Source organism: Trichocoleus desertorum AS-A10, from assembly GCF_039962155.1.
Lineage (GTDB): Bacteria > Cyanobacteriota > Cyanobacteriia > FACHB-46 > FACHB-46 > Trichocoleus.
Genome location: NZ_JAMPKN010000003.1, coordinates 298,210 through 311,058 on the forward strand (window position 1 = coordinate 298,210; position 12,849 = coordinate 311,058).

12 protein-coding genes are annotated in these 12,849 nt (G+C 49.5%); 8 read left to right on the top strand and 4 right to left on the bottom strand.

Annotated features, from left to right (window positions below; all coding sequences use genetic code 11):
• The first annotated feature begins 428 nt into the window (after window positions 1-428).
• Genes rfbC through NDA01_RS08130 form a run of 6 tightly spaced genes read left to right on the top strand, consistent with a single transcriptional unit; the run spans window position 429 to window position 5,960 of the window.
• A complete protein-coding gene (gene rfbC, locus NDA01_RS08105) occupies window positions 429-977 on the top strand; it encodes a dTDP-4-dehydrorhamnose 3,5-epimerase (protein ID WP_348227536.1) in 549 nt (182 codons plus the stop codon).
• A complete protein-coding gene (gene rfbD / locus NDA01_RS08110) occupies window positions 974-1,882 on the top strand; it encodes a dTDP-4-dehydrorhamnose reductase (RefSeq protein WP_348227537.1) in 909 nt (302 codons plus the stop codon). The genes rfbC and rfbD overlap by 4 nt, the downstream gene beginning before the upstream one ends.
• Window positions 1,854-2,927: a glucose-1-phosphate thymidylyltransferase gene (locus NDA01_RS08115; protein ID WP_348227538.1), complete on the top strand. Its 1,074-nt coding sequence runs from the start codon at window positions 1,854-1,856 to the stop codon at window positions 2,925-2,927. The genes rfbD and NDA01_RS08115 overlap by 29 nt, the downstream gene beginning before the upstream one ends.
• Before the next feature lie 10 nt (window positions 2,928-2,937).
• Entirely contained in the window at window positions 2,938-3,939 is a 1,002-nt protein-coding gene (locus tag NDA01_RS08120) for a glycosyltransferase (RefSeq protein WP_348227539.1), read from the top strand.
• Between the two features lie 22 nt (window positions 3,940-3,961).
• Window positions 3,962-4,903, top strand: coding sequence for a glycosyltransferase family 2 protein (locus NDA01_RS08125; protein ID WP_348227540.1), 942 nt, complete (start codon window positions 3,962-3,964; stop codon window positions 4,901-4,903).
• Window positions 4,887-5,960 carry a glycosyltransferase family 4 protein gene (locus tag NDA01_RS08130; RefSeq protein ID WP_348227541.1) on the top strand — a complete coding sequence of 358 codons (1,074 nt, stop codon included), beginning with the start codon at window positions 4,887-4,889 and terminating at the stop codon, window positions 5,958-5,960. The genes NDA01_RS08125 and NDA01_RS08130 overlap by 17 nt, the downstream gene beginning before the upstream one ends.
• Before the next feature lie 37 nt (window positions 5,961-5,997).
• On the opposite strand, the gene NDA01_RS08135 is transcribed toward NDA01_RS08130, so the two are convergent.
• Window positions 5,998-6,366 (bottom strand): EamA family transporter, encoded by a 369-nt coding sequence (locus tag NDA01_RS08135; protein WP_190433124.1) that lies wholly within the window; start codon window positions 6,364-6,366, stop codon window positions 5,998-6,000.
• Window positions 6,367-6,469: 103 nt separating this feature from the next.
• Here NDA01_RS08135 and NDA01_RS08140 point away from each other — a divergent pair, with 103 nt between their 5' ends.
• The gene (locus tag NDA01_RS08140) at window positions 6,470-7,174 is read left to right on the top strand and encodes a Mo-dependent nitrogenase C-terminal domain-containing protein (protein WP_348227542.1); all 705 of its coding nucleotides are present in this window, start codon (window positions 6,470-6,472) and stop codon (window positions 7,172-7,174) included.
• Window positions 7,175-7,196: 22 nt separating this feature from the next.
• Here the strand turns inward: NDA01_RS08140 and NDA01_RS08145 are convergent, their stop codons facing one another.
• The gene (locus NDA01_RS08145) at window positions 7,197-8,363 is read right to left on the bottom strand and encodes a metallophosphoesterase family protein (RefSeq protein ID WP_348227543.1); all 1,167 of its coding nucleotides are present in this window, start codon (window positions 8,361-8,363) and stop codon (window positions 7,197-7,199) included.
• Window positions 8,364-8,495: 132 nt separating this feature from the next.
• On the opposite strand from NDA01_RS08145, the gene NDA01_RS08150 reads away from it, so the two are divergent.
• A complete protein-coding gene (locus NDA01_RS08150; RefSeq protein WP_348227544.1) occupies window positions 8,496-9,653 on the top strand; it encodes a hypothetical protein in 1,158 nt (385 codons plus the stop codon).
• A gap of 29 nt (window positions 9,654-9,682) precedes the next feature.
• Here the strand turns inward: NDA01_RS08150 and NDA01_RS08155 are convergent, their stop codons facing one another.
• Entirely contained in the window at window positions 9,683-10,372 is a 690-nt protein-coding gene (locus tag NDA01_RS08155; RefSeq protein ID WP_348227545.1) for an N-acetylmannosamine-6-phosphate 2-epimerase, read from the bottom strand.
• A 57-nt stretch (window positions 10,373-10,429) separates the two neighbouring features.
• On the bottom strand, window positions 10,430-12,820 hold the full coding sequence (locus NDA01_RS08160) for a hybrid sensor histidine kinase/response regulator (protein ID WP_348227546.1): 2,391 nt from the start codon (window positions 12,818-12,820) through the stop codon (window positions 10,430-10,432).
• Window positions 12,821-12,849 lie beyond the last annotated feature (29 nt).

A 12,849-nucleotide genomic window follows, 5' to 3' on the forward strand; every position in this document is an offset into this window, starting at 1 on the left:
AACACTTCAGGCTAAGATTGACTCCACAAAATCTGTCATTATCTAAAGTTGAGGTTGGCAGTTTTGTCTTACTTACAGTTCTGTCTTAGCTTAAAGCTGACTAACTGATCCTCACTGAAAAAATTAATTTAGTTAAAACTAGGTTGCATGCTTTCGCTTAATTCTAACGTTACATGCGTGAACGTACTGAAAACAAAAATTGTTGCTTTGTAAATTTTAGATAAATTTCATAAAGTTCATGCGATCGCTCACCTCACTCTCAGGATTGTGAATAGAGATTACAGAAAATTTTTGGCAGCTATTGCTCTGAGACAGGGCTTTGAACCAGTACTTTGAGCCAGCCCCAACAATGATATTCTGGGAACGCAACTGGCCAAATGTCGCCCTAACAGCCGCTAAGCGCTGAGCAATCTGTGTGAGAAGTGACCATGAATATTGTGCCAACTGAGATTCCAGATGTCTTACTGATTGAACCTCGGGTTTTTCGAGACGATCGCGGCTTCTTTTTTGAAAGCTTTAACCAAAAATTATTTGACGATAAGACTGGAACTCCTGTCCCTTTTGTCCAAGACAACCATTCTCGCTCCCAAAAGAATGTGCTTCGAGGGTTGCATTACCAAATCCAGCAGCCGCAAGGGAAATTAGTCCGAGTGGTGGTAGGGGCGGTGTTTGATGTGGCCGTTGATATTCGCCGCAGTTCCACCACTTTTGGGCAATGGGTAGGGCGCTTGCTCAGTGCCGAAAATCAGCAGCAGTTGTGGATACCTGCGGGTTTTGCTCACGGATTTTTTGTGATTTCAGAGGTTGCCGAAGTTCTGTACAAAACGACGGATTACTACGCTCCCGGTGGAGAGCGCTGCATTTTGTGGAATGACCCAGAATTAGCGATCGCCTGGCCATTGGCCGGAGAGATCCCGATTCTGTCAGCAAAAGATCAAGCAGGACACCTTTTCAAAGCGGCAGAGATGTTTCCATGAAACGGATTTTAGTCACTGGGGCAGACGGCCAAGTGGGGCAAGAGCTAAGAACTTGTCTCACCTCTCTCGGAGGAGTCACCAGCTTAGGGCGAGCCGCACTAGATCTAGCCCAGCCTGAGCAAATTCGTCAGGTGATGGATCAGATTCAACCAGAAATTGTGGTGAATGCTGCGGCTTACACAGCGGTAGACAAAGCGGAAGCGGAATTAGAGCAAGCGATCGCGATTAATGCCACAGCGACTCAAGTTTTAGCCGCCGCTGCCCAACGTGGGGGATCTTTTTTGATCCATATCTCAACCGATTATGTGTTTGACGGCACGCAAAGCCACCCTTACTTAGAAACAGATGCTACCCATCCCTTGGGCGCCTATGGCAAATCAAAATTGATGGGAGAAACCGCGATCGCGCTCAGCACTTCCAACTACGCCATTCTCAGAACCGCTTGGGTTTATGGCAGCTATGGCAAAGGTAATTTTGTCAAAACTATGTTGCGTCTAGGAGCTGAGCGTGAAGAAATTCGCGTCGTAGCCGATCAAATTGGTAGTCCCACTTGGGCTAAGGATTTAGCCCAGGCGATCGCTCAGTTCATTCCCCACGCAAATTCCAAACACGCAGGCATCTACCACTACACCAATAGCGGCGTAGCCAGTTGGTACGACTTTGCCGTTGCCATTTTTGAAGAAGCCAAACTATTAGGCTTGCCGCTCAAAGTGCAACAAGTGGTCCCGATTACAACGGCTGAATATCCTACGCCCGCTCAGCGTCCAGCCTACTCAGTCCTCTCTTGTGCAAAAATAGCGGGAGTCCTGGGAACTTATCCCCCCCACTGGCGACAAGGACTCAGGCACATGCTAGCCGAACTTTATGCTCAAACCCATGAAAGCGCTAATTCTCTCCGGCGGTAAAGGGACACGTCTGCGACCGCTGACCTATACAGGAGCGAAGCAACTAGTGCCCGTCGCCAATAAACCAATTCTTTGGTATGGCATTGAAGGGATTGTAGCGGCTGGCATCACTGATATTGGCATCATTATTAGCCCCGAAACGGGTGCAGAGGTAAAAGCCAAGACGGGAGAAGGCGATCGCTTTGGGGCCAAAATTACTTATATTCTGCAAGAACAACCCGCGGGTTTAGCTCATGCTGTGAAAGTGGCTCAGCCTTTTTTGGGAGATTCGCCCTTCATTATGTATTTGGGCGACAACTTGATCCAAGATGGGCTGGAGCAGTTCTTAGATAAATTTACTCAGCAAGACCTCGACGCCTTGATTCTGCTGCGCTCGGTGAAAAACCCCAGCGCCTTTGGGGTGGCAGAGGTGGCGGAGGATGGACGGATTGTGCGCTTAATTGAAAAGCCACAGCAACCTCCCTCAGATTTGGCTTTGGTGGGGGTCTATTTCTTCTCCCCCGTGATTCACCACGCGATCGCCAATATTCAACCATCTACACGTGGCGAATTAGAAATTACCGACGCGATTCAATACTTAATCGATCAACAACGCCAAGTTCAGGCGACTCAACTACTAGGTTGGTGGTTGGACACCGGCAAGAAAGATGATTTGCTCGCTGCCAATCAAATCATTCTCGACAGTTATGTAAATCCCCAAATCGCGGGCGAAATTGATGCCCAGTCACAGGTTAGCGGCAGGGTCGCGATTGGCGAAGGCTCACAACTGATTAACTGTACTGTGCGCGGCCCTGTGATCATCGGGCAAAACTGTCATTTAGAAAATTGCTTTATTGGTCCTTATAGCAGCATTGCTGACAAAGTCACCCTGATTGACACTGATATTGACCACAGCGTGATCTTGCAAGGCGCTAGAGTCGTTAATATTAATCAGCGGATTGTGGACAGCGTGATTGGTCGAAATGCCTCCCTGACAGTGCATCCCCGCCGACCCAAAGCCTTAAGATTCATGGTGGGGGATGACTGCCAAATTGAACTGGCCTAGGGATACCAGCATGTCAGGCCCAGAAAAAATCGCCGTTGTTCTCGCTACTTACAACCCGAACCCAGCCTATTTTCGCCAGCAAATTCAATCGATTCAAAGCCAAACTTGGCAAAACTGGGTTTGCCACATTGTCGATGATCGCTCGCAAGCTGAGTCGCAGCAGCTAATTCGAGACACCGTAGGCGACGACGATCGCTTTATCTGTCACTTCCATCCCCAAAATCTCAATTCCTATCACAACTTTGAGCGGGGTTTGCAGTCTGTAGCTACCGACTCCACAGTGACCGCGATCGCTTTTGCCGACCAAGACGATATTTGGCAAGACCATAAGCTGAGCGCGTTGCTAGAAACTCTACGAGCTGAGCAAGCGCTGTTGGTGCATTCCGACTTGGAACTGATTGATGGTAGCGATCGCACCTTGCATGCTTCGGCTTGGGAGTTCGAGAGCCGCCACCCGGAAAAACTCACAGCCGAGCTACTGCTTCTACGAAACACTGTGACGGGCTGTTCGGTACTATTTTGTGCGACGTTGTTGCCCTCGGTGCTGCCGTTTCCGCCTCAAGTAGAGGTGAATTGGTATCACGATGTTTGGGTGGCGATCGTAGCAGCGCAGTTAGGGAAAGTTGCTCATGTGCGGCAGCCTTTAGTTAGGTATAGAATTCACGGTTCTAATACTATTGGAGTGGTTAGAGATGCCGGGAAACTCTACCGAGAATTGATTGTTTGGCTCAGTAAAAAATGTCGAATTACGGGTAAAAGTTATCTGATTCATCGAAACTTGAGTCAGGCTTTCTATCTACGCTTTCAGCAATCTACCAATCCTGAATGGCGAGATCCGTTTAGCGATCGCCAATTAGACTTTGGTTTAGGCATTCTTCGCTTAGGTTGGCAAAGTTATCAAACGGGATATGGCTCTGAGGGAATCGCTTTGAGAATTTGGGCCTTAAAGCTATTATTCGACTTGCAGAAATTGCGCCAAAAGTTGATGCCAAAATTATTCAAGATTGGTTAGCGTTGATGATATTTCCTAACTAATGCAACCAGACAAACAAAATATTTTAGTTTCAATTATTTTAGTTAATTACAACGGTGTAGGAGTTATTCTAGACTGCCTCGATTCGATTGAAAAATTTATTCATTCGATTACCTATGAACTCATTGTGGTAGATAATGCCTCCACCGATGGCAGCCCGAAGTTAGTTGCACAAAAATTTCCTCAAGTACAGCTCATTCAATCAGCTAAAAATTTAGGCTTCGGGGCAGGAAATAATTTAGGTGCTCAAGCGGCCAAGGGAAATTTCTTATTTCTACTGAATACTGATACTGTCCTGCTCAGTGATCCACTACCACACTTGTTGACCTTAATGCAAACTCACTTGGATGTGGGGCTGATTGGGCCAAAACTCCTGAACCCAGATGGTACTTTGCAGCTTTCAGTAGTTCCTGCGATCGGCTTGCGAGGAGAATACCAAGCGCAACAACAGTTAAAAAAGTATCAAAATGTTGACAATCAGGTAGCAGTCAGCCAACAATTTCAGGTAATTCAAGAAGTCGAGATTGTAATTGGAGCAGCAATTTTTATTAGACGAGAATTGTTTGATAGCTTGGGTGGATTTGATGAAAACTTCTTTATGTACTTTGAAGAATCAGATCTGTGCCAGCGATCGCGAAACCAAGGCTGGAAAATTCTCTATACTCCTCAAACCGCGCTGATTCACCTAAAAGGACAATCTGTGAGTCAGCGAGCTGATGCGATGGCAATTGAGTATCGCAAGAGTCAGCTTTATTACTATCAAAAACATTGCTCCTTGGCAGAACAAATTCTAGTAAGACTTTATCTTTTAATTAAATTTCTGAGTCTTTTTCTGAAAACCTTAAATCCCACTTTTGGCAAGATTATTCTATTATTATTCAACTTTAAGCAATATCCTTTAAGCTTTAAACCCAGATTAAGCCTCAATGTCACTCCTAGTTAATTTAGCCTTTTTGCCAGAAAGACCGACAGGTTGGGCAACCTATAGTCTCAATTTACTGAAGGCGCTGCCTCTGCTAAACATTAAAGCGGTTAGTCCAATACCTTTGACAGAAAATATAAAGACGTATCCAGCTCCTATCGGCTTAACAACAGAGTTTGGAGCCAAGGGGCATCTCAAACGATTACTTTGGACTCAATTCTACTTGCCAAAAATTTATCAAAATCTTGGCTCTAAGTTATTATTTTCCCCAGTTCCAGAGTCACCTATTTCAAAAAGCTGTAGGGCGATTGTCACAATTCATGACTTGATTCCTCTGCACTTTCCGCAGTGGTTTTCTTCGGCTCAAAAGCTGTATTGTCGCTACTATATTCCTGCTGTTCTAAGACAGGCAGAACAAATTATCTGTAACTCACAGGCAACTGCTCAAGATGTCGTTGATTTTTTTGGTATCTCAGCTAAAAAACTAATAGCAATTCCGTTGGCTTATGATGCCAGCAACTTTCACGACTTGCACTTACCCGGAAAAAACTATTTCCTTTATTTAGGCCGTCACAATCCACACAAGAACCCACAGCGTTTGATAGCAGCTTTTGCGGCTTTGCCGAACTGTTCCGATTATGAACTGTGGCTAGCAGGACCCACCGACTTGCGATACACTCCCGCCCTACAAACCCAAATTGCCGAGTTAAATCTCCAACAGCAAGTGAAGTTTCTCGATTACGTGCCCTATGCCGAATTGCCCAGATTGCTGAATCAGGCGACCGCCTTAGTGTTTCCGAGCCTCTGGGAAGGATTTGGCTTACCTGTGTTGGAGGCAATGGCCTGTGGGACTCCGGTGATCACGTCAGATTTGGCTTCTTTGCCAGAAGTGGCGGGTGATGCGGCTGTTTTGGTGAATCCCTATCGGGTGGCCGAATTAACCCAGGCCATGCAAGCGATCGCGACGGATACGAGTTTGCGATCGCAGTTGCGCGAGCGAGGATTAGCGAGAGCCACACAGTTTAGCTGGGCGAAAACTGGACAGGCTACCGCAGAGATTTTGCAGCCATATCTCTAAGCTCTCCGCCAAGTAGACTGGGCAAGCGCCAGCCAGTTTATTTTTGCCAAGCGACCAAAACTACACCGCTGACAATCAAACCCAGTCCGATGACTCGACTGACAGGGATGGTTTCGCGAAATAAAAAGTAGCCTAGCATCACCGCAAAGACGTAACTCAAGGCCACCGAAGGTGCGGCAATACTCAGCTTGACGCGAGTCAAGAGCAAAATATAGGCGATCGCGCCAAAGGCATAACAGGTCAGGCCCGCCAGCAACTCAGGAGTGAACAGAATGCTAAGGATGTGCCCTAACATATTGTCTACATTCACCTTGCCGAGTTTGAGTGCCCCTGCTTTGAGAAAGAACTGCCCCGCTACACTAGCGACAATTGACATTAACAACAAACTAAATTCTTGCAGGGTCACAGAACTGCCTCACAGGGAATTGCCAGTTTAGTTTACAGGTAGCTCAGCCAAGACTAGAGCTAAAATCGGTTCAAAATCGCAACTTGAAACTCAGTAGAATTTTATGTCTGATCTGGCGCAATCCCCTCCAACTAGCGACCAAATTTCTGCCTGGTTAAGAGGACTACTCGCGATCGCTTGGGCTGATGGCAACTTTGACCGGGAAGAGCAAGAGCTAATCACTAGCCTGACCCAGCAAGAATTGGCTCCTTCGAGCAGCTTAGAAGCCACAACAACAATTACACCGAGGGAACTGGCTGCCAGTTTGGGCCAAAGCAATGAAATTGCCCAACACTTCCTCCGCACGGCTGTGATGGTAGCGATCGCAGATGGTACCTATTCGGCTCCAGAAGACGCTCAGTTAGAGCAGTTTTGCCAAGCGCTGGGGCAAAGCTTAGAAGTGCTGGAAGCCTTGCGCCACACCCTCTATCATCCATCGGAGGCCACCTCGGCCAGCCAAAACCTAGCTTCCGCTCCAGTCGCTCCGCTCAACCTGACAGAAGCGGAAAAGGCCGATTTGCTGCATCCGGTGCGGGAATGGCTCGATGAACTAGACGTTCAAGATCCTCAGGTAGCTCGCTTCCTTTGTAAGCTGATTCCCGCTCAATGTCCCTTCGAGCGTGATATTCAACTATTTGGTCGTAAGGTCGTGCATATTCCTCCCCTGTGTAAGCTAAATCCGCTCTACGAGCAGTTGGTAGGTCTGCGGTTTCGGGCGCTCTCCTACCTTGCCGATAAATGTGGTGAGGATGTAACGCCCTATTGCTAGCAGGCTATTGGGTGGGCAGGGTTTAGATCAGCGATCGCTCCTCTGGCGTCATGTCTGCTTCCTGCACATCTCGGCGGAGTACCCAACCATTGGGACCTACAATGATTCTGGGCAGGTCTTGGTGCTTGACCAGTTGCAGCGTGGTCATGTCGTAGGTGGTGTAAGTCGTCGAAGCTGAACCTAGCTTGACATCCACAATGGTTAAGGTCTTCTGTGGGGGGCGATCGCTATTGAGCAAGCGTCTAGGCCCAGCCCCGATCGCCCCTGCATGTAGCAGTTCTAGCTTGCCGCGATGCCCCGGATAGTAGGCGTGGTGGTGGCCGCTGATGTAAGTATGGACTCGGTACTTTTCTAGCAGCGATCGCAACTTATCCGGTTGGTCGAGAATTTCACCCAGGCGATCGCGCCTCACAGCTACGGCATAGAGGGGCAAGTGACCAATGGCAATGCGTAACTTGGCCTTTTGAGCCGCAGGACTGGCTAAGCTTTTTTCCACCCAAGCCAGTTGATCCGCTCGAATGGTCGCGCTAGAGGCATCCCAAACTAAATAGAAAATGCCATTTTGCTGGAACGTGTAGTAGAAGGGAAATTTACCGCGATCGACAAACTGCAAACCCGGATTGTGCTTTGGGTTATTCCAATGGGCGGCAGCTAGATTGCGATCGCGTTGAAATAAGAAGGTGCCACCGGAGGACAAGGCGGCAGAAGCGTCGTGGTTGCCAACAGTGAAGCCGTAGGGCAGTTTGGCTTTGCGGAGCGATGCCCCAATGTGGCGATCGAATGCGGCCCACATCGCTTGCACTTCCCCATCAGACAACGATTGAGATTGGCCTGCCACCATGTCGCCCCCACATAGCACCAAATCCGGTTGCCAAGCGGGAATTAGAGCGATCGCCTTGTCTACTTCTGCCTCATAGTCTGTGGAACCGTATTGGCTATTTAAGTCGCTAATCACCGCAATCCGCACATCGCCTCTAGGTGGAGCAAACATCCCTTGAGGTGCGATCGCTTTGCCGACGTTGGCATTGGCAGGTTGGGTAGGAGTTGCTAATTTGGGTGGCGGTGATTGGCTAGGAGCGGGCGATCGCTGGATGGCTGACTTTGCAAAGGTTCTTTGCATCAGCACCGCTACACCAAAACCTCCTGTTAAACCGCTTAAAACCAGAAATTGACGACGATTCAGGCTCATAGTTCAGTGGCAGGGAAGGGCAAGAGCGTCGAGAGAATATCGGTTGCTAGGGAGGAAATGATAGGCTTTGTGGTAACACCCGTAAGAATCTACCGCGTTTCCTGCGGTTTGCGTAGCCTAGAGGGAGATTCCATGCCAGAGGAGCAGCCGAAGCAACCATCATCATCTGTCCCCCCAACTCCCAACCGCCCAGCCTCCACGGGGCAAGGTGGAACGAGCTTGCAGCAAGTCACCCAGACGTTGCAGCAGAAATGGGAGCAGGTTCAGCCTGGGTTGAAGGCGCAAAGTGCTAAAGTGCTACGCCTCACTATCCGGAGCTTGGAAACAGCAGCCGAAAAACTGGAGACGGATACTCCACAATCTCCGTCCAGGCCAGCTTCGGCTCAGGAAACTTCGCCAACCCCCACTCAGCCTACGGGCCAGTCCGCTCAACTTAGTTTTTCGGTCCTACTAGAGCGATCGCGCCCCTTCTTAGCCAAGCTCCAAACATGGGCGACGGCAGCCCTGGAAAAAATCCAGCCTCAACTGGCCCGCCTGCAAGCTTGGTGGACTAAGACTCTGCCGCAAATTCGCAACCGCTTACCAGCTTCTCTGAACGAAAAACTGTCCGATCGAGCATTAACCAACCTGGCGATCGCTGGAGTCGTGTTTCTTGTCCTAACAACGAATTCACTCTTCTCTTCCCCCCAGCCTAGGGCACCAGAAGTCGCCAAAGTGCCGATCTCGCAGCGAGTCCCCCCAGCGGAACTTACAGCACCTCCAGAACTCAGCGCTCCGGAAGCAGAAATTCCGGTGGCAATCGCTCCGCCTGAAGAAACAGCCCTGCCTCTGCCTGAGCCAATCGTGGCTGAGCCAGAAGTCCCTGTAATTGCTGATGCTCCAGAAGTACCTTTGGATCTTGTAGCTCCTGAACCTCCAGAGCCCGTTGAGGTGACACCCCCAGCGCCGATCGAGCCTCCTGCCCCTGTCTTGTCCCCACAAGAGCAAATCCTCGCCTCGATTCAAGCGAAGGTGGCAGAAGTGACAAATCAATATGCTGAGAATTTGGTGCAGTCGGTGCAAACGAACCTGGTTGGCAATCGCCTGACGGTAAGGCTGAGCGATCGCTGGTACAACCTGCAAAACTCTCAGCAGGATCAGTTAGCCAGTGAAGTGCTAGCCAAGGCCAAAACCTTAGATTTCACCAAGCTAGAAATAACCAATGCTGAAGGCAAACTGCTAGCCCGTACACCTGTAGTCGGTTCAGGGATGGTGATTTTGCAACGGGGTAATCTAGCGACTGCCTCTTAATTAACCTAAAAGTCTAACAACGCAACTTATTAAGGAAACACGGCTCGGTAGGCTTGAACTTGTAGATCAATGCCTGTGATCGCTGTACCTACCACGACTGCATAGGCTCCTAGATTTAAGGCTTGGCGAGCCATTTCAGGTGAAGCGATCCCACCCTCACAAATAACTGGAATCTTCAACTGTTGAACCATTTGAGTGAGCAAGTCGAAACCGGGGGGAGATTGCTGCTGGGTGGCGGTGGTGTAGCCGTAGAGCGTGGTTCCTACTAAGTCTGCTCCCGCTGCAACTGCGGCGATCGCGGCCTCCAAGGTATCGACATCGGCCATCACGAGTTTGCCGAGTTCTTGGTGTATCCGAGCGATCAAGTCAGTGATTGTCTCACCACCGGGGCGATCGCGCAAAGTCGCATCGATTGCGATAATGTCAGCACCTGCCTCAGCGATCGCGGCAGCATGGTGAAATTGCGGCGTGATGTAAATGTCAAAACCGGGAATTTGTTGTTTCCAAAGGCCAATAATTGGAGTCTGAAGGCGTTGGCGTACGGCTGCTACATGCTGGGGTGTATCAATCCGGACGCCGACTGCTCCTTGGTTGATAGCTGCTTGAGCGATCGTCGCAATGACGTTGGGTTCATGCAGGGGCGAGTCTACCGGAGCTTGGCAAGACACGATTAACCCATGACGCAAAGATGGAATCACATCGCTAGAAATAGCAGACATCGCCTCAACTGAGCCTGTGACTTTGTAACGTGATAAATGTAGCGTGATAAATGACTTTTAAGGAGAATACGCTGCTTCCAAGGCTGCTGGCGTAACCGATTCCATCAGGGCTGCTACCTTGTATAGCAATTGCTCTGGTTCAATCGGTTTCTCTAAACAATCGTCTGCGCCTGCTTCTAAATAGTGAGAATCGGTTTTGTCAGGACAGTGATTAGTTAAGACTAAAATTTTGAGAGCTTGAGTGGCGGGTGAAGTGCGTAAATAGTGCATCACTTCATAGCCATCCATCCCCGGCAGTTGCATGTCAGCGACCACCACGATTGGATGCAAAATTTCAATTTGCTTCACCGCCGTTGATCCATCCACGAGCCAAACCACCTGGTAGCCTGCTGCGGTGAGCAGGTCGCAGATCAGCATGGCGCTCTCCTCATGGTTTTCGATCAAGACAATGCGGCCTTGCAAATTCCCTTGACTGGAATGCGTGGTGGGGACATCTGTAGCGGCAGACGGCTGTTGAGCGGGAAGATGTACTGTGAACACCGAACCCATGCCGACTGTTGAATCAACATCGATCCAGCCGCCATGAAGTTCCACGAGCTGCTTGGTTAAAGCTAGCCCTAACCCGGTGCCCTCATACTTGCGTTGATAGGAGGTATCAAGCTGCTGAAACTTTTGAAACAGTAAGGGACGTTGGTGCTCTGGAATGCCAATACCTGTGTCTTCCACCTGAAGAACGGCTGTTTCGGCTTCGAGCCAAGCTCGCAGTGTGACTTGGCCGCCTTCTGGTGTGAACTTAATGGCGTTGCTGAGCAGGTTGAGCAATACTTGCTTCAGTCGCCGTTGGTCAGCGGTAAAGCGATCGCCTGCCGCCGGAATCTTGACTTCGCTAATCAGTGCAATGTCGTTAGACTCAGCTTTTTCTTGCAGCGTTTGCAAGCTTTGATTGACTAAATTAGTGAGAGAAAACTCACTCAGATTTAAGGTGGCTTTCCCAGCTTCTACTTGGGACAAATCCAGAATGTCATTGATTAAAGCCAGCAGATGCTCGCCGCTATCGTGGATCGTTTGTAAATAATGGCGTTGGCGATCGCTCAAGTGCCCAAAGGACCAGCGTAGCAGAGTCGCCGACATACCAATGACACAGGTGAGTGGGGTCCGCAGCTCATGACTCATGGTGGCCACAAATTCGTTTCTAACTTGACTGGCGGCTTGGGCTACAGCCAAAGCATCATGTAGCTCTTGAGTCCGTTCAATCACCCGCTCTTCTAAAGTTTCCTTCTGTTGTTGCACCTGAGCATAGAGCTGGGCTTGGTCAATAGCGATCGCTAAGTGCTCAGCAATCCGCTGCAAAAATGTTTTTTCACTTTCCTGCCACTCTCTAGGCGCAAAGCATTGATGCGCGATCAACAATCCCCACAGCTCACCTTGCACCACAATGGGGGCGACCAACTTTGCTTGAATCTGATGCCGACGCAACAATTTCAACAGGCAGGGCGAAATGATATAGGTCGCTTCCACATCATTCACCGCTAGGGTGTAGCCTTGGCAATATTTTTCCTGGCAATTGGGAATCCCTACAAAGCAGTTTTCCTCTTCCGCCACATGCAGCACAGAAGAAATTTCTGCCGCAGCACGCGCTTCATAGGTAATGCACCCATAACCAGGCTGCAAGTGTTGCAGAGGCTCAGAGTCAAAGGGCGTTTGCGGGTTGGGCCTAAGCGCTGCTAAATGAGCATCAAATTGATAAATGACTAAGCGATCGGCTTGCAGAAAGTGTCGGACTTGCTGCACTGCTGTTTCTAAAATGCTGGACAACTCCAAGCTTTGGCGCACTTGCGTAATCACCTGATTAAGTAAGCGCTCTTGCTCAACCTGCTGGCGCAGCGCTTCCTCGACGGGCTGGCAAACTGACACAAATGGGTAATCGTTATTTAGCCCTAGGTTGGCTGTCCCAGCGATCGCCAATCGTTCCACCAGTTGCAACGTAAACTCACTTTGCAGCTTGGCATCGTTGGGGCGAAGCTGCTGACAAAGCTGCCCTAAGGTATCAGGAACATCAGACTGGTGACTAAACAGGGGACGGAGTTGAAATAAAAACTCAGCGATCGCGGCTGGCTCAAAGGTTAAATTCACCTCGCAGGCAGCGGGTTCAGTTGATGATTTGTAGTGCAACTCAGGCCCAGAAGGCAGCCCAGACTCCAACCCAGACTCAAGCCCAACCGATTTGGCAGACAGCAGCACACTAAACGGCTCTGATACCACCACCACAAATTGTTCTACTTCTAGGTCTAGAGAACGGTTGGTGGCAGAGAGCACGGCTTCAGTCAGAACTGTAGCTGTAGCCTGAGGCGCGATCGCCAGAGCCGTCTGGTGCAGAAGGTCGCGTATTTGGTTAAAGGTAGCACCAGGCAAAGTCCGACATACTGCTGAGGCTGGGAAACTAGGCATTTTCGGGGTTGTTCACACAAATTAGCTGC

Coding starts and splice junctions, on each gene's coding strand:
- rfbC (WP_348227536.1), top strand. CDS start 429: ATGAATATTGTGCCAACTGAGATTCCAGATGTCTTACTGATTGAACCT.
- rfbD (WP_348227537.1), top strand. CDS start 974: ATGAAACGGATTTTAGTCACTGGGGCAGACGGCCAAGTGGGGCAAGAG.
- NDA01_RS08115 (WP_348227538.1), top strand. CDS start 1,854: ATGAAAGCGCTAATTCTCTCCGGCGGTAAAGGGACACGTCTGCGACCG.
- NDA01_RS08120 (WP_348227539.1), top strand. CDS start 2,938: ATGTCAGGCCCAGAAAAAATCGCCGTTGTTCTCGCTACTTACAACCCG.
- NDA01_RS08125 (WP_348227540.1), top strand. CDS start 3,962: ATGCAACCAGACAAACAAAATATTTTAGTTTCAATTATTTTAGTTAAT.
- NDA01_RS08130 (WP_348227541.1), top strand. CDS start 4,887: ATGTCACTCCTAGTTAATTTAGCCTTTTTGCCAGAAAGACCGACAGGT.
- NDA01_RS08140 (WP_348227542.1), top strand. CDS start 6,470: ATGTCTGATCTGGCGCAATCCCCTCCAACTAGCGACCAAATTTCTGCC.
- NDA01_RS08145 (WP_348227543.1), bottom strand. CDS start 8,363: ATGAGCCTGAATCGTCGTCAATTTCTGGTTTTAAGCGGTTTAACAGGA.
- NDA01_RS08150 (WP_348227544.1), top strand. CDS start 8,496: ATGCCAGAGGAGCAGCCGAAGCAACCATCATCATCTGTCCCCCCAACT.
- NDA01_RS08155 (WP_348227545.1), bottom strand. CDS start 10,372: ATGTCTGCTATTTCTAGCGATGTGATTCCATCTTTGCGTCATGGGTTA.
- NDA01_RS08160 (WP_348227546.1), bottom strand. CDS start 12,820: ATGCCTAGTTTCCCAGCCTCAGCAGTATGTCGGACTTTGCCTGGTGCT.